Annotated in this window: 8 protein-coding genes; 5 read left to right on the forward strand and 3 right to left on the reverse strand. The window is 68.4% G+C overall.

Annotation, left to right across the window (positions count from 1 at the left end; all coding sequences use genetic code 11):
* Positions 1–12 precede the first annotated feature (12 nt).
* Both ACH34Q_RS12675 and ACH34Q_RS12680 read left to right on the forward strand, forming a co-directional pair.
* Positions 13–1,254 (forward strand): TetR/AcrR family transcriptional regulator, encoded by a 1,242-nt coding sequence (locus ACH34Q_RS12675; RefSeq protein ID WP_395983046.1) that lies wholly within the window; start codon positions 13–15, stop codon positions 1,252–1,254.
* Between the two features lie 173 nt (positions 1,255–1,427).
* On the forward strand, positions 1,428–2,315 hold the full coding sequence (locus ACH34Q_RS12680) for an alpha/beta hydrolase (protein WP_395983047.1): 888 nt from the start codon (positions 1,428–1,430) through the stop codon (positions 2,313–2,315).
* A 67-nt stretch (positions 2,316–2,382) separates the two neighbouring features.
* On the opposite strand, the gene ACH34Q_RS12685 is transcribed toward ACH34Q_RS12680, so the two are convergent.
* Positions 2,383–2,643, reverse strand: a complete 261-nt coding sequence (locus tag ACH34Q_RS12685) for an ArsR/SmtB family transcription factor (protein ID WP_395983075.1) — start codon at positions 2,641–2,643, stop codon at positions 2,383–2,385.
* 35 nt (positions 2,644–2,678) lie between these two features.
* On the opposite strand from ACH34Q_RS12685, the gene ACH34Q_RS12690 reads away from it, so the two are divergent.
* Positions 2,679–4,454: a DUF262 domain-containing protein gene (locus ACH34Q_RS12690; protein WP_395983048.1), complete on the forward strand. Its 1,776-nt coding sequence runs from the start codon at positions 2,679–2,681 to the stop codon at positions 4,452–4,454.
* Between the two features lie 630 nt (positions 4,455–5,084).
* Here ACH34Q_RS12690 and ACH34Q_RS12695 read toward each other — a convergent pair.
* Together ACH34Q_RS12695 and ACH34Q_RS12700 are read right to left on the reverse strand one after the other, a co-directional pair.
* On the reverse strand, positions 5,085–14,540 hold the full coding sequence (locus ACH34Q_RS12695) for a hypothetical protein (RefSeq protein WP_395983049.1): 9,456 nt from the start codon (positions 14,538–14,540) through the stop codon (positions 5,085–5,087).
* Positions 14,541–14,588: 48 nt separating this feature from the next.
* Positions 14,589–16,805: a CHAT domain-containing protein gene (locus ACH34Q_RS12700; RefSeq protein WP_395983050.1), complete on the reverse strand. Its 2,217-nt coding sequence runs from the start codon at positions 16,803–16,805 to the stop codon at positions 14,589–14,591.
* Between the two features lie 654 nt (positions 16,806–17,459).
* Between ACH34Q_RS12700 and ACH34Q_RS12705 the strand changes: the two genes are divergently transcribed.
* Positions 17,460–18,332, forward strand: coding sequence for a hypothetical protein (locus ACH34Q_RS12705; protein ID WP_395983051.1), 873 nt, complete (start codon positions 17,460–17,462; stop codon positions 18,330–18,332).
* 338 nt (positions 18,333–18,670) lie between these two features.
* Positions 18,671–22,024 carry a type ISP restriction/modification enzyme gene (locus ACH34Q_RS12710; RefSeq protein WP_395983052.1) on the forward strand — a complete coding sequence of 1,118 codons (3,354 nt, stop codon included), beginning with the start codon at positions 18,671–18,673 and terminating at the stop codon, positions 22,022–22,024.
* Positions 22,025–22,081: the final 57 nt, after the last annotated feature.

Raw genomic sequence — 22,081 nt, forward strand, 5'->3', positions numbered from 1 at the left:
TAACATTCCAGCGTGATCTCGGCCGAGGAGAAGAACATGAACGCGCGGGCGACCACCCAACCGGCCCGAGGCCGGCGCCCCCGCGATCGCAAGGAGCAGATCGTCCTGGCCGCCGCCGGTCTCTTCCATCGTTCCGGCTATCACAACGTGACGATGGAAGAGATCGCCGGCGCGGTCGGCATCACCGCCGGAGCCCTGTACCGGCACTTCCGCAACAAGCAGGAGCTGCTCGCCCGTGCGGTCGACGACGGTCTGCTGGCCTTCGAGCTCGCCGTCGAACAAACGCGTCCGGGGGACATCGAAGCCCTGGTCGACACGATGGCGACCGTGACCCTGGACCGCCGTGACCTGGGTGTCCTCTGGCAGCGCGAATCACGCAACCTTCCCGAGGCCGACCGGATCCAACTGCGCAACCGGTTCCGCACCGTCGCCGCCAAGACCACGGCGATCGTCCAGACGGCTCGCCCCGACCTACCCCCCGCAGACGCCGACCTGCTGACCTGGGCTCTCTTCTCCGTCTTCGCCAGCCCGTCACACCACACGGTGCAACTCCCCCGCCCCCGCTTCCAGATCCTGCTCCGGCAACTTGGAACCGCGGTCATCCAAACCCGCCTCCCCACCTCCGAGCAGCCGGAGGCGTCTCCCACACCGCAGGTCCCCAGTGGGCTTCCACGCGCCTCGCGCCGGGAATCTCTCCTGGACGCGGCTGCCCGCCTGTTCAACGAGCGCGGCTACCAGGCCGTCAGCATGGAGGACATCGGCACCGCCGCCGGAATCAGCAGCGCCGGGATATACAAACACGTCACCGCCAAGTCCGAACTCCTGGTGGCTGCTCTGACCCGAGCCGCCGACGCCCTGCAACTGGACACCTCCCAGGCCTTCGCCACAGCGTCCACCGCAGACCAGGTCCTCGAGCTACTCCTCAGCTCCTACATCGACCTGACACTGGCCTCCAGCCACCTCACCGGCGCGCTGATCACCGAGATCATCCACTTGCCCGACGCACAGCGCCACACCATCCGCCGCCTCCAGCACGACTACGTGACCGAGTGGGTGCAGCTGCTCAACAGCAAGGCCCCCGGCCTCGCCGAACCCGAGGCTCGCGTGATCGTCCAGGCCGTTCTCGCCATAGCCAACGACACCGCCCGCATCGACCATCTACGTCAGCGGCCTCAACTCAGCCAGGACCTCATCACCCTGGGCCAGACCCTCATGTCGCTACCGCCGCACGAAACGCCTGAAGTGCCCACCTGAAGTATTTACGACCGCACCCACGCATGGGGTGCCGGCACGGCCGCTGGACGGGCTGCTGGCCAGAGGAAGAACAGGAACCTATATCATCATTTCGCGAAGTGACGATGTTTTGCTCTGCAGCTACGGCTGACCGCTTGGCCAGCCCGTCATTCCGACGATGTGAGGAGCAAACCGTGGTCCAGCACCAGGTTCCAGAGGGCGAAACCGAGCTTGCCCAGTGGGTGGAGCACCAGCGCAGCACGCACGCGGCTTGGATGGCCGCGGTCCCTACTGCCCCCGTGGAGCAGGTCACCAACCTGACGGTGGCCGGGCGGGCAGCCCGGCTGTATCGGCCAAGCGGCGTGGGACGGCCGCCGGTGCTGCTGTACCTGCACGGTGGCGGCTGGGTCATGGGCGACATCGACTGCTACGACGGGGTGGCCCGGGCGCTCGCGGTTGCGAGCGGAGCGGCGGTGGTGTCGCTGGAGTACCGGCGGCCTCCCGAGCATCCACACCCGGCCGCTCTGCACGACACCGTGGACGCGGTCGGCTGGCTTGCCGAGCACGGCGCCGAACTGGACGTGGACAACGAGCGGATCGGAATGGTCGGCGATAGCGCCGGCGGGCAACTGGCAGCCGCGGCCGCGCTGCGCCTGGCCACCACCGGAGGTCCACGCGTTGCCGTGCTGGCGCTGATCTATCCGGCGCTGGACTTGCACGACCAACCGTCCTATCCAGACCTGCTGACCCGCGTGGCGGACTTGTATCTGGGTGACCATGACCGCGGCGACCCCGAAGTGTCGCCGCTGCTGGCCGCCGACCTTTCCGGCCTGCCTCCAACAGTCATCGCCCTGCCGGAGCACGACCCGCTGCGCACTCAGGGCGAGCGCTTCGCCGCGCGGCTGGAGACGGCCGGGGCGCCATTGACACTTCTCGCCGGCACCGGCCTGCAGCATGGCTTCCTCGGCCAACTCGGCACCGTACCTGAGGCCGCCGCCTTCATGACTCGCATCGGCCACCATGTCCGGACCGCGCTGCACGCCACCCACCAGGGGATCGCGCCTACTGAGCCCAATTTGTGAACACTACGGGCGACGTCGGCGTCCGGAGGCTAGATCGTGTGCCTGTGCTTCCGAGTTCCTCCTGCGATCAAGCGGGCGGGCAGCAGGTGCGCAGGTAGGTCTGCAGTTCGGTCAGGCTCTGCTCCACCCTCGGGCTGTCGACGCGGTAGTGGACATGCTTGCCGTCCTTGCGGGAGATGAGCAGGCCGCCGCGCCGCAGCAGGGCCAGTTGCTGGGAGGCGGTCGACTGGGCGATGCCGAGCCGTTCGGCCACGGCCCCGACGGTCAGTTCGATCCCGCCCGCGAAGAGCGACCATCCCCACCTAAACTCAAAGAGCCTCGTAGCGATCTACCTGCCTTCGTAATGCATGGAGGAATCTGAGCATGTCCTTCCAGACACCGCGCAGCGTCGAGGAGATGCTCACCGCGATCCACCGGCACGAGTACCTCATGCCTGCCATCCAGCGGGAGTTCGTGTGGAGCACCGCTCAGATCGTCAAGCTCTTCGACAGCCTCATGCGTGGCTACCCGGTCGGTTCTTTCCTGCTCTGGGATGTCAAGCCTGAGACGGCGCAGTCCTACACGTTCTATAGGTTCCTTACGCACTTCCATGAGCGCGACAACCCGTACGCCGACAAGGCAACAGTGCTTGCGGGCACCGGGACGACCGCCGTCCTTGACGGTCAGCAACGCCTGACGTCGCTCAACATCGCCCTCTACGGCAGCATCGCCGAGAAGAAGAAGTACGCGTGGTGGAACAGCCCGGACGCGTTCCCGGTCAAGAAGCTCTATTTGAACCTCGTCGAGGGGCCCAAGGACGAAGAGCTCGGCCTCAAGTACGATCTGCGGTTCCTCACCGACAAGGAGGCGGCGGCCGAGCAGGACGCGGAGGACAAGTGGTACCGCGTCGGCGCCGCGCTTGATCTTCCCAACGCGGGCCCGGCGATCATGAAGGAGTTGGAGCAGCGGCGGATCGCGAACTCCGGCGACGCGTTCCAGCGGCTCTATGACCTGTACGAAGCGGTCCGAGTCCTCAAGCCCATGAACTACTTCCTCGTCACCGACCAGGACCCCGACAAGGTTCTGGAGATCTTCGTCCGGGTCAACAGCGGCGGCACCACGCTGTCCTACTCCGACCTGCTGCTGTCCATGGCGACCAACCAGTGGAAGGAACGCGACGCCCGCGAGGAGGTCCGCTCCCTCGTGCGCGACCTCAACAGCAACGCGGGGCGCCAGTTCTCCTTCTCCAAGGACGTCGTCCTCAAGACGGCCCTGACCATCGCCGGCGTCGACGTTCGCTTCAAGGTCACCAACTTCACGCAGGCGAACATGGCCAAGGTGGAGGCAGCGTGGCCGCAGATCGAGGGTGCGCTCCTGCGGGCGGCGACGTTGCTTCAACAGTTCGGCTACAACGAACGCAACCTCACGGCCAACAGCGTCATCGTTCCGATCGCCCACTACCTCCACCTGCGGGGGGCAGGCGACGGCTATCTCGACTCCAGTGGCGACGCCGCTGACCGGCTCGCGCTACAGGGCTGGGTCACCCGCTCGCTCATCAAACGGGGCGTGTGGGGCTCCGGTCTCGATACCACTCTCCTCCGGATCCGGGACGTACTCAGCGCCAACACCGGCCGCTTCCCGGTCGCCGAGGTGGAAGCAGCGATGGCCGCAGTCGGCAAGAGCCTGTCGTTCGATGCTGCGGAGATCGATGAACTGCTGAACCTCAAGTACGCCGGGCAGCGGACCTTCCCCGTCCTGTCCGTACTCTATCCAGGGTTGGATCTCAGCAAGAAGTTCCACGAGGACCACATCTTTCCGAGATCACGCTTCACCCAAAAGAAGCTCGCCGCGGCCGGCGTCCCCGTAGCGCAGATCGACGCCTACCTGCAGACGGTCAATCTCCTGCCCAACTTGCAACTCCTTCCCGGCACCGTGAACATCGAGAAGCAGGCCGCGCTACCTGCCGACTGGATCAGTTCCGACACCGTGTTCCCGCTCGCGGAGAAACGCGAGACCTACCTCAAGGAGAACGACCTCGACGGAGTCCCGCTCGACCTCACCGACTATCTCCTCTTCTTCGAGGTGCGCAAGAAGAGGATGAGGAACCGCCTCCTCAAGGCCCTCGGAGCAACGACGGCCCCAGAGGCCGCCAGAGAGTGAAACGCGGCAACGACGAAACCGTCGGCCAGCGGGTTCGACGGCGCTGGTAAGCAGGCTCCGTGACCTTTGCACAGGCTGCCTCGACAGGTGAGCACGTGGCCTGCACCTTGAATATTGGTTCATGCGGTCGGACCTGTGGCTATGCGGCGTGGCGATACTCGCTGAACAAGCCTGTAACGACAGGTTTTCGGCGGACGCTCAGGTCCATGGCCAGGTTGCTGGCCTGCTATGCCGCCGACGCTCCGATCGGGTGCACCACCACGCCGCCCAAGTGGAGTCTGCGGTTTCGGCGCTCATGAACACCAGCACGTACAGCCGTTTGAGCAGTACCGTCTCCCCAACCACGAAGTCGCACACAGTGATCGCGTGAGCCTGGGCGGTGAGGAACTGCCGCCACGTCGGGCCGGGCACGCAGGAGAGCGGGATCTATGCCGGCGGTGTGCCGGATCTCCCATACGGCGAGACGCGGCGATCGTGTACCCAAGCCAGGCGAGTGGCCGAAGTCCGTAAAGATCTCTGCCCACTGGCGACGGTGAACCAGCAGCCACAGCAGCATCCGCGGCCGCTGGAAGTGAAAGCCCTGCCCCACATCCGCGATTCGCCTATGCTGATTCGCTGTGAACACGTAGTTTATTGGGGGCCGCAGGTCCCCACCGCGCCGACTGGCGGCAGCAGGACGAGCGGGCAGCGGGATCGTGTCACCTGGATGAACAGGTCTTCCAGCAGCACGCGCTGGCAGTCCAGCAAGGCGGGTTGCGCCGTGGTGCGCCCGGCACCAGGGGTGAGCCCCCGCCCGAGACCGGCCATGCGCGCCAGAATGGGCGCGTCGTCCACCAGGTGGTCGCCATCGGTGAGCGCGCCGATCGCGGCGAGAAGGGCCCGCGCGATCGGGGCGAGGTCCGACTGGGTGGGCGTCGGGTCGCTTCCCGGCGCCCGGGGGTCCGTCCGCTCCAGGACGCTGCGCGCGAAGTCGTGCACGGCCCCAGGGGATCGCACCTCACGCGGATCGGCGTGCACGTCGCCGGATAGCGGCGACAGCAGTCGCCGTAGCCGTTCCCACGTGCCCGGCTTGGCCCATCTGTCCTGCCTACCGAGCCAGAGGGAGGCGAGCGGTTCCACGTGCATGGAGCGTTCGGCGTACTGGCCGAGGCGGTGGACAAGCCGCACCGCGTCCCGCGCCGACGCCTCGTCCCGGGCGCCGCGCGCGTCCAGGAGCAGGCATGCGGCTAAGGCGGGGGCAAAGTCGATCTCGCCATCAGACGGGGCCGCGCCAAGGATGTCATCGCCGTGCTCGTCCCACCAGTTGTCCAGTGCTTCATGGGCCGTGGTGTCGAGGAGCCGTTCTCGGGGATCTCCAATCGGCCCCAGTACCGCCTCGACGATTGCAGTCACCCGCGTGTCCGCCGTCTCCGCCGTAACAGGCAGGACTGCATCCGCCGGCGGCGTGCGGTCGCGGACGAAGCGCCTGAGCTCCGGCGGGATCTCGGCGCGGCTGTCGTGGACAGGGTTCCAGCGGGCCAGCCGCCGCATCGCCCGCACCGTGTCGAAGGGCAGGTCGGCGATGATGCGGCGCCGTCCCAGCGGCACGACCTGCACATCGGGCGTTTCACCGGGAAGGCACCGGGAGACCTCGGCCAGCAGCGAGGCGCCCGGCAACTCCTCGGCGCCGGAGAGGCGGACGAGGAGCTCACTGAGATGAATCCGGCACAGCCCCTGGTGCCCGGCAGCGCTGCCGGCGCCGGGTCCGCAGTGATCGACGCGCACCGTGCTGCCGAGCGACAACCCCGCGAACATGCGCCGGGTGCCCGTTGCCTGGTTCAGCGAGACAGTCTCGTCCGCGCGCACGGCGACGCGGAGCCGCCGGCCGGTCAGGTGGGCCTCCATCTCCGCTTCGGACAGTCCGGTCCACGCGGCCTGCGCAGCCGGGAGCCAGCGGTGGGCGGAGGTGTCCTCTTCCTGGCACACCATTCCGATCTCACCGCCTGCGGCAAGCAGGGACCGGCGCGGGATCACCGTGATATCGCCGTCCCGGTCCTTGGCCGCGGGACGGCCGGCGCGAAGCCGTCCGCGCTCGTCGGCGTGCATCCAGACCCAGTCATCCTGCTCCCAGGCCGTGCCAGCCAGGTCGGAGGGGACGCCGGGAAGCAGGACGCCTGGGTCGGCGGCGAGCAGAGACCCGCCAGCGGCGAGGATCAGCCGCATGCCTGCGCCCGTCTTGAGCCCGCCAAGGAAACACGCCCACACCAAGCTTCCGCGCGGCACCCGGCCCATGGGCTGCCGCCGCCGCGACACCGTGATCCGGACGGTACCCTCTGGGGCCTGTGCCGTCTCCTCGACGGTAACGGCCAGTGCGCCCCCGAACAGCCCCAGCAGCTCACGGCTGCGCTCCCGGTCGGTGATGGCTTCAAGGAGCCAGCGGTCAGGCCAGCAGACGTCGAGCCGATCGGCGGCCTCCGCGAATACGAGACGCGCCTCCGGTAGGCCGTGAACGATCAGGTCACCGTCCCGGAGGCCGATCAGGACCACGTCATCGCGGACCGGGGGCGAGGCGGCGCCGGTCAGTTCATTGTCGCCGTTCAGCCAGACAGCGGTGCCGGGTGGGAAGGCATCCTGGAGGTCCGGGCCGGCCGGGTAGGCCAACTCGAACCGGCCCACCCCCAGGCGGAGCGCTCCGGACTCGGCGGACGCCTCCCTGACAGGCAGCAGCACGCGACGCCGCGTTCCGTCGATGTCGAATGAGCCGCGTGGCCCGGGAAGCCACCGCTCCAGCCGGATCGACGGAACGGACCGCGGATCGGCCGGGGCGGCGCTCAGCAGCACCCGGTCGCCGGGGCTGAACCGGTTCCACCGCAGATCGCTGACCGACCTGCCGTCGGCATCGTGGAGGATCTCGCCGGTGAGTTCGGCGAGATGCCCCGGGCGCAGTTCGAGCCAGAGGCCGCGGGCGCCGTGGGCGCCGTGGGAGACCGCAGCGACGGTATAGGTTCGCCGACCGTCCTGCGCCGCAACGATGTCGTCGATGAGGTGGTCGGTCGGGAAGCCGAAGCGGAACAGGTCCGCATGCGCATGGCGGAGGGTGGGTGCACCCTTCTGGTAGGAGGCGAACACGACCTCGTCGGCGCCGCGTGGCCCGACCAGCGACGTGTCGCTCAGCCGGACCCCGGCCCGGGATGCCGTGTCCCGCACCCAGTGGCCGGTGGTGGCGTCGCTGTAGCGGAACGTCCCCCGGGCGCAGTCAGTGGCGATTGTCGCCACACCGACGTCCGCGAAGCTCAGCCGGGCCCAGGCGATGCCCATGGGCGCGGGCTCAGCGGTAGCCGAACCGGGGGCGCGCGGTTCCGTCCCGGCCAAAGGCACCAAGGTGGCGTGCGGCGCGGCGCGGTCGGCCTCGATCCGGCCAGCGAGCGGCGGCCGACTCTCCGGCGGGACGGTGACGCGCTTGCCGGTCCGGCGTACCACCGCCGTCTTCGGATGCGGAACCCTCAGCAGGGACCGGCTGACCTGGGACGGCGCGATGATCTCCACTCCGGGAAGCCCGGCAGCCGTGAAGTGCGGGCTATTGTTCCTGGTCTGCCGGTCCCGGCGGACGACATAGTCGAAGGCTCCGTCCCGCAGCAGGGGGCTCTTGGGTAGGACGACCACGGGCCGGCTGCGGCCGTTCTCGGGGATATACCCGAGGTCGGACGGGATCGCCAGCTCCGCAGTGACCTTCCTGTGCTGCCCCAGGACGAGCCGGACGACGGCGCCGGCGTGGGCGTCCGAGGAGAGGCGGACGTCCTCTAGGTCGAACAGCACGCCCGGCCGGACCTCGACGATCCGCTTCCTGTCGTCGTTGCTCACGACCGTCGCCAGGCAGCTTGCGTGCTGGGACTCCAGCACACCCACCAGGTTGCGCAGGGAGCGGGGTTCGGACCGCTTTGTCTCCCCGCCCCACCTTCGTACCTTGCCCTCGGGTGCCTGGGTCAGGGTAACGAGCATGATCTGGGCGTCCGCGGGCTCGCCCGCCTTCTGCAGCTCGTGCAGTTTTACCAGCAGATCGTCGCGGTGCGAGTAGTACCGGCGGGTGACGACGACCTTCAGCCGTCCATCTAGCTGGGCGTTCGCGCTGATCGGCAGGAACTCCATCGCGACGTCGTTGCCGTCGCGCGTGGGCCAGGTGCGGCCGGACAGCAGGAACAGCCGGTCCCCCTTCTGGAGCCCCGGCTCTCCCGGCCGACCGGGAACCGCGGGGATGTAGGCGAATGCCAGGCCCCGGCCCTGATCGGCAGGTTCTTTCCCGGACAACCCCTTGTCGAGCCGACCGAGAATGCGGAGGGTGCGGGACGGCCCGGGCCCGAGTTCGGCCAGCAGGCGTTCCCTGCTCTCCGGGTCCAGTTGGGCGGAGACCGGCAAGTCACGGGCGTGATGGGAACTTGTGCCGCTCGCCGGCTCCCGCGTGCCGGTGAGGACGTTGCGGATCTCGACGGTCCCTGCGTCGGGGTCGGCCGTAACCTCCAACTCGTGCACCACAAGCCGCCGCGCCTCGGCGTAGAGCCGCTGCGGCAGGCCCGGCAGCACATCCGTGCTTCGCACGACCATCTCCAGCCCGCCCCGGTCCTCCCGCAGAACCGCGCCGCGGACAGTGTCACCGTGGAACAGTTCGAGCCGCCTGCCGTCCCGGGTGTTGCGTCGCAGTCGCTCGTCCGGCACCTCGACCCGCCAGCCGTGCCCCCACTCGAAGGTATGGACGGGGACGTCCGCCTCGTCGGCCTCCATGCCCACGTAGCGGAACCTGGGCGGCATCCGGTAGTAGTCGTCCCGCCTGCCGGGGACCCTCGCACCTAGTTCGCCGAGAAACTCCCGCAGGGGCAGCGGCGGCGCGGCGCGGCAGGACGCACGGTAGCCGTCCCCGTCCGGCACGAGAAGGGCGCGCACCCGCTCAGTCGGATAGGTGTCAGCCTCGTCATCCCGGGATATCCACTGGCGGTCCTCGCCGACCCTGGGAACAAGACGGTCATAGCGTCCGTCCGGCAGCCGCGCGGCCGATCCGAGACGCAGGCCGCCCGGTTCGATCGCGCCTGTTATGAGCAGGTCACCGCGCGCTTCCCAGCGTAGGAACCGGTCGACCTCGTTCTGTGGGGAGGAGTCCGTGGAGCTAGGACGGAGCCGCAGTTCGCAGGCGAACTCGCGCTCCACTTCGATCCAGCCACGCGTAGCCTCGCTGATCCTGAGCAGGACCCCGCGCAGAGACGGCATCTGCTCATCGGTGTCGTAGGCCGGGGTGAATCCCTGCAGGACGCGTCGCTCGCCTCCCGACTCGGCGACGGCCGCCATCCCCTGCCGGTCCTTATGCCGTCCCGGGCCGAAGGGCTTCCCCTGCGGTTCCACTCTGAAGCCCGCGAGCCACCGGTCGAAGCGGTTCCGATCGGCCGTGGCCGCACGCCGGTAGGCGAGGCGAGGCTCGTACCGATCCTGGACGATCTCGTACCCATCGATCTCGTGGCCGACGATGTCCCGCACGCTCTCGCGTATCTCCTCCGGGGCGACCAGCCGGTACCAGGCCCGGATCCTGATCATCCGGTTGGCGGCCTCGAACGTCCAGCCGTCCGAGCCGCGCCTCGCGGTCAGCAGGTCTCCGATGCCGGGACCGGTCGGCGCCACCGAGAAGGCGGAGTCGGCCACCTCGCCGTAGCGGACCCGGCCGTCGATCTCCAACCAGACCCCCCAGATGACCCGGGCCTGCCCGCCCTGCCGGGTGTGCAGGCGCCGGACGACGGCGCCTTCCAGCGTCCGCAGGTGCGCCGGGACACCGGGCTCACCCGCCGCCGCGCCGCCCGACCGCTCCAGCGCCGCGTCGAGTTCATCCGGGTTCAGCGGCGTCGCCCTCCGCCTCGGCATCGTGCGGTTGTAGACCCGCAACACCCGCGCACGCCGGCCTTGGACACCCGGAACGCCATGGCCCTGGCCCACCGGCCGGAGCGTCAGCGACTGGGTCTCCGCCTGGAGCACGAGCCCGTCGGGCCCTCGCACCGTGGACAACCCGGCCGGGGAGAGCCTGATCAGCCCTTCCAGGACGAGTTCGTCGTCGCGCTTGATGTCGCGCAGCCACCTCAGCCGCCTGGGGGACGGGTCGTCATGGTCGGCGAGGCCATGCGCGATAAGGGGAACGCCGCGGACCTGCCCCCGTCGGCGTTCGTACTCGTTCCAGGACGTCACCTCGAAGAACAGGCCCGTCTCCCCCGTGTCAAGCGGCAGCCCATCGATCGGGATCCGCTGCGGGAACCCCGCAGGCGCCTCGACCGTGGCGACCCACCCGTCCTGTGTCCGCTCCGCGACCTGCTCCATCAGGTGAAACAGGTTGCCCCACCGGAGGTTGCGGTCGTCAACGGGCGGGGCGTCCCGTTCGTCGCGGCCCAGGGCGTCGGGCAAGACGAGCAGCCCCGTGTCCGTGTCGACGCCAGTGAGCAAGGTCAACCCCACGGGGTCTGTGGCGAGGAACTCTTCCAGCCGACTCGCGTCGGACCAATCGGCCGCCGAGAGCAGATACGTGTGACCGGGCGCAGTGACCATCCGTCGGCCCTCTGCCTCGCCGGTGTCCTCGGCGTCGCGACCGGCGTAGGTGAGCCGTATGAGGCCGTCTCCGGGTCGGGTGGCCAGAAGCTCGGTCAGCCCGCGCTCCACGGGCACCCAGCCAGCGAGTTTCCCGTCGTAACGCGCTGGTACCGCCGTGACCTCACCGGCCGGTCCGCCGAAGCAGCGGGAGAGGTCGGGGTCCCACAGCGTTCGGATCGCGGTCGCCCTCTCATCGTCACCGGCGGGGTAAACGTCCTCCCCATCGATCTGGACACGCAGCCAGGGGAATTGCGGCACTGTGGTGACCGCTGCCGGGCGACGCTCGTCCGGCACGGGACGCGCAGGACGCAACTCCCGGAGAAGGTGCGCCTTCCAGGGATCGGCCGCATTGTCGCGGCCGAGCCGCACGGCGCGCAGTTCCCCCACCCGGGTGTCGGCGCCGACGTCGGCCGCGACCCTCAGCGGGCCGTCGAGCCCGACGTTCACCAGCAGATCGTCGCCACCGTGCGGCACCCCGCGTTCCACCCCGCAGATCACGCCGAGCGTGAGCATCGCGAGGTCACCGTCTCCGGCAGGACGGATGAACAGCGACGTGACCGGCTCCCCAAGCTTCCCGCGGCCGCTGGCGCGCTCGGGATCGACGGGCAGCGGATAGTGAATCCGCGCGTCACTGTGGCGGTCCAGCAGCACGGCCCGTCTCCAGCCCAGCCACTGCCGCACGGCCGCATCGGGCTCCGCGCCGAACGGGACGGCAACGGGCCGCACTAGGGGATCGCTGTGGACGTCGTGCCACAGCGTGATGAACGCCTCGCCCAGGGTCGCGTTGAGATGTGGCAGGCGGCGGCCCGCCGTATCCTTGACGAAACGAGAGAGCTCCCGATCGAGGTTCCGCGCGGAGGCACGCGACTGGACGCGGCCCAGCGGCCCGGACCGCTCGTTCCGGGGATCAGTGCGCCACCGGTGCCGGAAGGCGCCCCGCAGGAGCCGGTGCCGAAGGTCGTCGGCCATCGCGGCGGGAAGATCGGTGTCCCTCAGGCGTTCGAGGAGGAGCAGGATGTAGCGGGGAGCCCGCGAGCTGAACTCGGTGATCGCGTCGACCGCGACGGTGAGGGCCTGCCCGAGCAAGGGCTGCCGCTCTTCATCGAGGAACAGCGGCGGGGCCTGCTGCCCCGGGACCGGAACCCATTCGATCATCTGGCTGCGGACACCGCGGGAGAGTTCCTGCCGGTCGACCATCGCTTCGACCCGGTCGACGAAAGCGACGGCCCAGTCGCCGGCCGGATCGTCGGGCCCGGCCGCCTCCCTCAGCAATGCGCCGAGCCTGGTCACCAAGGCCATCGCGCGCGCGGCCTCGCGGTTGTCGCCCGCAGCCTCCGCCCCATCCGGCACGGCGAGCCACTGCGTCACCTCCGGCATAACGTCCCGCCACTGCTCTACCGTGTACGCGGGAGCGCACATGACGGCGTTGGCGTTCAGGACGACGGCTCTGTCCTTCCCCGCCGCCTTGTTCTTGGCGAACCTGTCGCGGATCTGCTCGCGGCGGGCGACCCAGTCCCAGGTCTCCCGGCGGCGCTCTTCGAACTCGCGCGGGTACATCTCCTGGAGCAGCGCCGCCGCGAACGGGGCCTCGTCCTTCGTATGCGTGTCCAGCGTGGCACTCACCACCCGCAGTGCTGGCGGCTCCCTGGACGGTGCCGTGAGCGGCTGCGTCGCCAGCCATCGCGCCGAGGTGCGGTCGGCTGGAATCGCCGTGCCGTAACCGGACCGAACCTCACCGATCCACCCCGCCGCGATGCCGATGGCGACGGAGTCGAACAACTGCCGCTCCTGAATCCCGGTCGATTCGTCCCGTGCGTCACGGTTCGGTCCCTTGTCCAGGAGAAACTCGGCCAGGGCCGCCGGATCGAACCGGCTGTAGGACCCTTTGCCAGCGTGGTCGAGGGCTTCCTGAACGTGCAGCAGTAGCCCGTGCAGATGCGGCGAGACCATGGTGTGCGTCACCAGGGTGGCGTCGAGGTCTTCGGCGTTCCCGAGCTTCTGGACCAGGAGGCGGAAACGGTGGTCCAGAAGGGTGTCTTTGCCGTGCATGAGCAGCGCCATCAGATGAGCGTCCGGCCGGGCCCCCGTCGGGGTGAGCCGCAGTAGCCGGACCGACAGCATCGCCGCCGCACAGAGCCTGATCAGCGGAATCGGGTCGCGGAGACCAGGGAACAGGCTTTTACGCTGGAACTCGCTCGGTCGGACGGTGCCGAACGACAGGTCGCCGGACCGGCGGTAGGTCCACGGCGAGCAGATCGCCGCGCCGACTTCGGGCGCCGTCTCGGAGACCACTCCCCGGAGGTGGACGATCTCGTACCGGGGGCGCCGCCACGCAGGGCGCGGCCCCTTACGCTTCTTGACGTTCGACTCGCGTCCCTGGAACAGCTCCTTCTGATCTTGGGTGCGCAGCCAGAGCAGGTTCGCCAGATGCTCGTGGGCGTGATCTTTCATCTCGGGCACGACGACGGTCAACACCGGAGGCTCCGCGCCGAACGGACCTTCGTCGGCCTCCGGCGGCGGGCCCCACCAGCGCTGGAGCCGCCTTGCGCAGTCGGCAGGATCCTCGTCCGCCGCCAGCTCCCAGACCGTGAGCTGCCACAGCACCGAGGAGAGCACCGGTGGCGCGCCCGCGGCACCGCCCAGCCGCTGGTACACATTCTGCCGCATGTCCGGCAGACGCGGATGGGCGGCCGGGGCCGGAATCCGGTCGCCGGTGACGGCGGCAGCCTCCAGCTCGTCCAGCAGCCGCGCACGGGCGGCGTCGTCCTGTTCCCGGCGGCGGAAGATGGCACGGGCGTAGCACGCCATGAGGTCGGGTTCCATGTCGGTAACGCCCACGCCAGGGGCTGTGAGCCCCTCGTGCGCGTCGCGGTCCCCGGCGCGGGTGGCCGCCTCGACAGCCAGCAGCAGCGCCTGCCGCCCATACTCGCCTCGGAGCGCGCGCGCAAACCACGGCGGCTGCTGCTCACCGGTAAAACCGGCGCGCACCGAGGCCGGATCGCGCTTGCTCAGCACGCTCAGTATCGTCAGCAGAATCGTCGGGACCGCGAAATCGCCGAGGTCGAGATAAGGGACGGCGGCTGGCGGCGACGGCCGGGTCCGGCCCAGCACCGTCTGGGCCTGGTGCGCGATGTCGGCGGCCGGTTCCCCCGTGGACGGGCGCTCCACGATCCGGCGCAGCAACTCGTAGAGGCGGGCACGCGTCGCCCGGTGGCTGACACAGGTGTCGAGCAATTCTGTGCAGCAGTCGAGCACGGCTCGAGTGCGCCGTTCCGTGGGACGCCGGTGCTGTACCGCCAAAACCAGCGGCAGAGCATGCAGCAGCCGCCACTGCCCCATCTCGGTCAGCATCGTGACGGCCTCGGTGAGGACCTCGTCGTCCTCGGGATCATCGGAGGCCAGCCCGTGGCGAAGCGTGGTGACCACATCAAGGTAGATGGCGGTCTGCTTCGGCGGAAGCTGAAGGGTGGTGCAGAAGTACCAGTCACTCAGCATGTGTTGCCTTTGCTACAGGGGATCGACCACTACAGCGGCGGGTTCAGTTCAGTATCCGAGCGGCGCGGGCCGGTAGGCCGCGCGCAGTTGGGGGAGCCACGCTTCGTATCCATGGTCGGGACGCCGCACGAGGAGCAGGCCCGTGATCGAGGCCAGCGGTGGGCCTAGTTCGTGCAGCCAGAAGACGATGTCGGGCGTGAGCCTGCTGCGGGCGAGCAGGGCCCAGCACCCGGGCATTCGCGCCGCGTCGCGAGGCAGCCGCGCGGGGGCGAACTCGGGACGAACACCCGCCCGCCACGCCACGGCGACCACCTCCGGCCTGGAGCGACACATGAACTCCAAGTGGGAACAGGAGGCCGCAGAGTCGTCCCTCAGGAAGGCGGCGACTGCCTTCACCTGTTCCGACGTGCCGCGCTCCAACAGCGACCACACCACGCGCCAGCCCAGGTCCTCGCGCCTGCGCAAGGCGGCCAGCGCAACGGCGTCGGCATCCTCTCCGGTCAGATCCGCCGCGCGGACAGCCCGCCCGGCATCGACCAGGTCGTCGATGAGGCGATCGAGTCGGGAGTCGACGTCCACCGAGGGGACCGCCGCCGCCAGCACGTCAGGGGTATACGGCAGCTGCCGGGCCAGCGCCAGGGAACGGCGGACGTCGTCCCCCGGACTGCCGCTGACCTGGACCACCGTGGCCGCCGCGGGACGCAGCACATGAATGCCTATGAGGTGCTCAGCGATCCTCTCCTCCTCGCCCTCGGCGGCGAACCAGGTCACGACGAAGCCGAGCCCGGCCCCGTCCGAATCAGCGTCGAGGCATCCCCGCCACCCCTCACGGTTCTGGACAAGCCGGTACAGCGCGTCGATCCCGGCGGCCGGGGCGGCGAACCCGTCGACGCGGAACCAGCCGCGCCGGGGAAGGTCACGGCGGCCCGCGTCGAATGCCCCCTGCCGGACGACCTCCTCGGCCTGGTCGAGCCGGGCGGCGAGATCGGCGCCGTCACCCGCGGCGAAGATTCCCCGGATCGGGCCCCGGTCGAGCCCCCACAGCACGTCCGGGTTCACGAGACCGCGGGGGTCACGTCCCCTCGCGGTTCTGTCCGCAGGCCCCTCACCGGTGATCCGGGGCGGCACGCGGTGGGCGAGCCTGCTCGAAACCGCCCGGGGCGCGCGGACGAAGGGGTCGTTGCCGGCCCGCGAGCAGTGCACCACGATAAGACCCGCCTGGTCGCCCATCTCCCGGCATCCCTCCCCCGCGGCCTCATCCACCGCCGCCCCGTAGGCGAGGTTCCGAAAGAAGGCGGGCGCGAAGCGCAAGCTCGCGCCACTGGTGATCTCGCCCTGCGCCGAGACGACCCAGGGCACACCGGCCGCGGCCAGTTCCTCGGCGTAGGCGCGATGGTCCCCGATCCGCGCGGCACGGTCCCCGTCCACGGTCGCGGTGTGACAGGCCATCAGCACGGCGACGCCGACACCGGCCTCAAGAAGGAGGTCCGCCAGGTCCTCAGCGGCCAACCACTCCGGTCGGCGGTCGCCGTTCCGGTCGTCACCGGCCAGCACGAGTCCGCCGGGGCCGTGGTGGCCCGTGAAGTAGAAACCGGCCGCCCCATCGGCCAGCGCGCCGCGCAGTTCGGGTTCGCTGACACCTTTGCGGCGCCTGGCCGGCCGGATCACCCGCGGCATCAACACGGTTCGGTGCAACTCGTCCCTGATGCCGTCCACGTCGCTGTACGGACCGAGGGTGAGCGGCGCGAGCTCCTTCCCGTCGAGCGAACCGCCGACACCGTACGCGGAGGCGATCACCACCGGGCCGTGTAGTTCGCGTGGTTCGCCGTCCGGGTCGTCCCCGGTCTCCACCTCGCGGACGAGGTGAACGCTGGCGTGCCGGGCGAGTTCGACGGGCACGCCAGCGAATCCGGTGCCGTCCCACTGTTCGAGAAAGCCCAGTTCCCAAGGAACTGCGCGGATCCGTGAGTGCGCGTCACCTGCAGGCACGTCCAGCCGGAGCCGCAGCGGCCGCCTGAACTTCCGGTACTCCTCGGTCAGCAGCCGCCGGACCTCGGGCGCCAGGAGTGCCGTGCTCAGGTCACGCCGGGCGGGCGCGGTCGGGGCCAGAGGCCGGTTCGTCCCCGCCTGTGCGAGGAGCGTCCGCACAGAGGACTCCCGCGGCAGATTGCTACCGACCGTGACGGTGCCGTGCGTGCTCTCGACGGTCACCGTTATACGACAGTCCCCGCCAGTCCCGTCACCGGCCTTGATGTGGGAAGCCATGCGGAGACTCATCCGGACATCCTGGTGCGATTCGATCCCGACCTCCCCACCCGCTTGGGCCACCATTACACCAAGTGACCCTTATTCACAATACGGCAGATTCGGACGATATCCAGGGAAGTCCAAGTCTTCACCTGGAAAGGCGATACGGTCCTGCACACTTGAGGTGTCGGGGTTAATGGGACGACCGCACGTACGCCGGAGGTGGTGGATGACAAGGCAAGACGAAGCCTGGCCGGCGCCCAGCTACGACAGCCCCTACGTCCGGGCCCTCGTGGAGAGTCTCAGTACGCTCCAGGCGCCGATCTCGCCCGAGTTGACTGTCCAATTGCGCGCCATATTGACCGATTCCGGCCTTGCTGGTCCGGATGCCGAGGACGCAATCTCGGATCTCGCCGAATCCGATGAACTCCTCCTGCGCCTATGGAGCGAAGCCCAGCAGGCCACACCCGGCGAACAACATGGCTGGAATACCATCGCCCCTGGTCAAGGCGGTAAGGACGGTGCGACCCACCGATGGATATGCCCGGTGTCAGGCTGTTCCACCGATGAGCCGGGGCTGGCTTGGGCGCCGACAACGAGTACCCACTGCACCAGGCATGAGCCGCCCGTCGCCCTGGAGCCGCATCCGATCTCGCCCGATGGGACCGCTGCGTGATCGACAGCCTCGGCAAACTGCTGCTGGACCCACTGACCGGACGCTGGAAGGGCGTCGCGATCGGCGGCAGCCTGCTCGTGTGGCTGGTGCTGGGGTCGATCGTCCTGTTCACCCAGGAGGCCGGGCCGACGCCGCGAACCTGGCCGGTCGACTGCCGTCGACGCCCAGGCCAGGACCGGCCACTGTGGTGCACGGTGACCGAGGGATCCAACCTGACGGTCACCATCGTCATCCTGGTCGTAGCCGCCGTGATCGGAACCGCTTTCATGTCGATGGCGCTGGCACCGCTGGTCTTGCGGCTCGCCCAGGCGGAAGGCTGGGCCCGCTGGCCACTCCTGCCGGCCCCGCTGAAGTGGTTGCACCGCGGGCTCGCAGCCAGGCGGCCCCGGGCCTACCCGACCGCTGTGTCTCCAGTGGGAGTCCAGCCGACCAGAGTGGCCAATCGATTCGCCGCCCTGGCAGAGCGGGTCGACCAGAAGTTCGGACTGGACATCGGGCTCGCCTGGGACGTTCTCGTCTGCGTCGTGCCACCCGAGGTTCGGGCCCAGTTCGTCGAGAAGTCCCAGATCGCGTTGCTGAACTGCCAACACGTACTGCTGTGCGTGATGGCGACCGCCGGATCCGTCCTGCTTCTCCCCCAGTGGGGCTGGCGCGCCGCTGCCCTGCTCGCGGGCGCCGTCATGTCGCTCGTAATGTGGCGGCGACTCTCCGCGACGATCGATGAATACTGCGACATGGTGATCACGACGCTGCTCCTGCACCACAGCGCGCTGTACAAGGCGCTTCGCCTAGCGCCGCCCGCTGCTGCCGACGACGCACGTCAGCGCGGTAGAAGCCTGGACAAGCTGATCAGAAGCTTTATCGCCTGAACGGGGGTGCCCGCCCTGGAGAAATCCCCCAGTAGGACGCCCAGGCGTGCCACCCGCACGGTGCCACCGTGCCGCCACGATCCGTCGTGGTGTCGTTGGCGAACTCGCATACCCTGCGCCGTCGTCAAGATGGCCAAGTGGCGCTTTTGAGAAGCTCATGCAGGTGCCGCCACGCATCCGGTTCCTTGCACTGCACCCGCCGTGTTACCAGAGAAGCAATTGAGGCCCTTGTTTCTCTTGGGACCGAACTCTCCCTTTTCTGCGGCGGAATCCGGTCACGGTTAGTGACATTCTGCTCGTTCTATGGACTATGAAAGGAGGAGTGCTCGGGAGGGTGCATGGCCGAAGCTGCCGCGAACCGTTCCATGTCAGTGCACGTCGCTGGGCCACCTTCGAGTTTTCCCGGAAAACTGGCCAAGGCCGTCTCCGCATTCGGCGCGGCAGTGCGGGAGCCTCTCTCAGCCGGACTCGGAGGAGAGGAGTACCAGATCCAGGCCCCGGTGGCCCAACTTGTTCGTGCCGCCGGAGACGCTCTCGGGCTGCGGGTGACCATCCATGCGGAAGTCTCCCTCCGTGGTCTGTCGGTGCGTCCCGACTTCGCTGTCGATCTGTCCGGAGGACGGGTCGGGCACATCGAGGTGAAGGCGCCGTCGAAGAGCCCCGACCCGAAGGACTGGCCGGCGCGTTCGCATGACCGCCTCCAGTGGCAGAAACTGAGCCTCCTGCCCAACGTCCTTCTGTGCACGGGGCAATGCTTCGTGCTCTACCGCGATGGCGTCCGCGTCGGGCCGATCGCCAGGCTGGAAGGAGCCCTCGATCGGGCGGGGCGTTCGCTGCGCCCTGCCGACGATGAACTCGCCCGGGTACTCTACGACTTCCTGACTTGGGCTCCCGACCCGCCCCAGGACCTGCGCACCCTGGTCCGGACGGCGGCCCGCCTGTGCCGCTACTTGCGCGAAGAGGTCCTGGAGGTACTCGAACACGAACGGCTAGTCGCCGACCGGCCGTTCACCACACTGGCGGACGAGTGGCGGAGCATTCTGTTCCCGAGAATGACCGAGCCCGCCGACTTCGCCGACTCCTACGCCCAGACGATCACATTCGCGCTCCTGTTGGCGCGTGCCGCCGGGGTTTCGTTCGATGGCCGCGATCTTTCGGCCATCGGGCGGCAGCTCGGAAAGCAGCACGCCCTGATCGGCAAAGCCCTCGGTGTACTCTCCGATCCGGTGGCCGCCGACAACCTCCTCGTAATCGAGACTCTCAGAAAAGTCCTCGGCGCGGTCGACTGGGATCATTTCGACAGTGCCGATATCAACACCCATGCACTCCTGTATGAATTCTTTCTGACTGAATACGACTCGAAACTCCGGCGCCTCAGCGGTTCCTACTACACGCCGGATCGCCTCGCCGACGCAATGGTGCGGTTCACCGACCTCGTCCTGAAGAAGAAACTGGATCGCCCTGACGGGTATGCGGCGGAAGACGTCATCGTGGTCGACCCAGCGATGGGAACGGGAACATTCCTCGTCGAGATCGTCAGAGCGGTGGTGAGGACCGTCCGAGACGTCCAAGGCGACGCGACAGAACAGCGCCTTCGCCACCTCTTCCAGAAGCGGCTAATCGGTTTTGAGCGCCAGGTCACCCCCTATGCCGTCGCCGAACTCCGGCTCCACGACCTCCTCCGCGAGTACGGCGCGGACGTCCCACCGCAGGAGATGCGCTTCCTCGCCGACACCTTCGATGACCCGGACAAGCAGGAGATCGCCTTCGGGCAGATGTACGCTGAACTGCAGAAACAGCGCGACGGCGCCAACAGGGTGAAGCGCGATCTCCCAGTGATGGCCGTCATCGGCAACCCGCCCTACCTCGACCGGGCGCACACACGCGACCCCGCCCCCTGGATCGAGGACAAGCGCGAACCTGGCAAGCCGGACAACATCGTCACCCGTCCGTCCCTGGATGAGTTCCGGCAGCGCAGCAGGCTCGACTACAAACTGGCCGCGACATGGGTCTTCTATTGGAGGTGGGCGATCTGGAAGGCCTTCGAGGCCCATCCGGACGAGCCCGCCGGACTGGTCGCCTTCATCACCCCGTCCTCCTACCTGTCCGGTGCCGCCTTCGCGGGCATGCGCAGCCACCTCCGCGAGGTCGCCGACGAGGGCTGGATCATCGACGTCTCACCAGAGGGCCACCAGCCGCCCGTGCCGACCCGGCTGTTCCCGAAAGTCCAGCAACCGCTGGCCATCGCCGTCTTCGTCAGGTACGCCGACGCCGACCCGGAAACGCCGGCCCAAGTCCGTTACCGCAACGTCGCCGGCCTCCAGGAGCAGAAACTCACAGCGTTGGATTCCCTGGAGCCGACCCCCGACGGCTGGGCTCTCTGCTCAGAGGAGTGGAGAGCTGAATTCCGCCCCACCTCCGGCACCGACTGGCACGCCGCCCCGTCGCTCGCCGACCTGCTGCCCTGGCAGACGCCCGGCACCAGAACGAAGCGGACATGGGTCATCGCTCCCGACGCCGAAGTGCTGGAGCAACGATGGACCGCACTTGTCAACAGCCGTCCGGAACAACGCGATGACCTGATGAAGGTGACCAAGGATCGCAACCCGGACACCACACCAGGGCCGATTCCACGGCAGCCGCATCCGGCTGCATCGCTCAGAGAGGAAGAGGCGCCGCATCCGAACGTGGTCCCCTTCGCTTACCGCAGTTTCGATCGGCAATACCTGATCCTTGATCCGAGAGTAATCGACCGCGCCAGCCCAGACTTGTGGCGGGTCGCCGGAGATGAGCAGGTCTATGCCAGTGAGCAGCACACCAATACCCTGCGCGAAGGCATCGCACTGACCTTCACTTCGTTCGTGCCGGACATGGACCACTTCCAGGGCCATCATGGCGGTCGTGTACTTCCCCTGTACCGGGACACCAAGCAGACAGCCAACGTAACGCCCGGCCTGGCGCGATACCTGTCCGACCTCTTTGAGAGCACGGTCGCCGACGAAGACGTATTCGCCTACATTGCCGCAGTCACAGCGCACTCCGGCTACACGCGACGCTTCCAAGAGCAACTCGTCAACCCGGGGCTACGCATCCCGCTCACCCGCGACAGGGCACTCTGGACACGTGCGGTCGAACTCGGCCGGACGGTCGTCTGGCTGCACACGCGCGGCACCCGCTTCGCTGATGAGAACAAGGGACGTCCCCTCCAAGCCCCTCGCCTCCCGATTGCGGAGAGCCCACGTATCGACCGCGCCATTCCCTACCCGACGGAACGCATGCCGGACAGCGTCGGATACGACGAGGAAACCCAGACGCTCCTCGTCGGAGGCGAAGGGCGGGTGGCTCCAGTCCCCGCATCCGTATGGGCGTACAACGTCGGCGGCATGCGCGTGGTGAACAAGTGGGTCGGGTACCGCCTACGTCATCCCAGGCGCCGGAAAGCCGCCTCGCAACTGGACTTGGTCAACGCGGAGCACTGGACCTACCAGTTCAACAACGACCTTCTCGACCTGTTGCATGTCCTCGGCCTCCTCGTGCGCCTCGAACCAGCACAGGACGCCCTTCTCGGCGAGATCTGCTCAGGTCCTCTGGCCACGGTCGCTGACCTCCGAGTCGCCACAGTGCTCCCCGTTCCCAACGTTGTCCGCGGCCCCATCAAACCCTCCGGTCGCGGAGGTCAAATGCTGTTGTAGGGCTCTGCCGATCCTGCGTCGCCGGCCTTGCGTGGCGATTCGCTGAGCCGCCTTCGC

Source organism: Actinomadura sp. 9N407, from assembly GCF_044326315.1.
In the GTDB taxonomy this organism is placed as follows: domain Bacteria; phylum Actinomycetota; class Actinomycetes; order Streptosporangiales; family Streptosporangiaceae; genus Spirillospora.

Excerpts from the sequence above, each read along its gene's own strand:
- ACH34Q_RS12690 (WP_395983048.1), top strand. The coding sequence starts at position 2,679 with ATGTCCTTCCAGACACCGCGCAGCGTCGAGGAGATGCTCACCGCGATC.
- ACH34Q_RS12695 (WP_395983049.1), bottom strand. The coding sequence starts at position 14,540 with ATGCTGAGTGACTGGTACTTCTGCACCACCCTTCAGCTTCCGCCGAAG.
- ACH34Q_RS12700 (WP_395983050.1), bottom strand. The coding sequence starts at position 16,805 with ATGGCTTCCCACATCAAGGCCGGTGACGGGACTGGCGGGGACTGTCGT.
- ACH34Q_RS12710 (WP_395983052.1), top strand. The coding sequence starts at position 18,671 with ATGGCCGAAGCTGCCGCGAACCGTTCCATGTCAGTGCACGTCGCTGGG.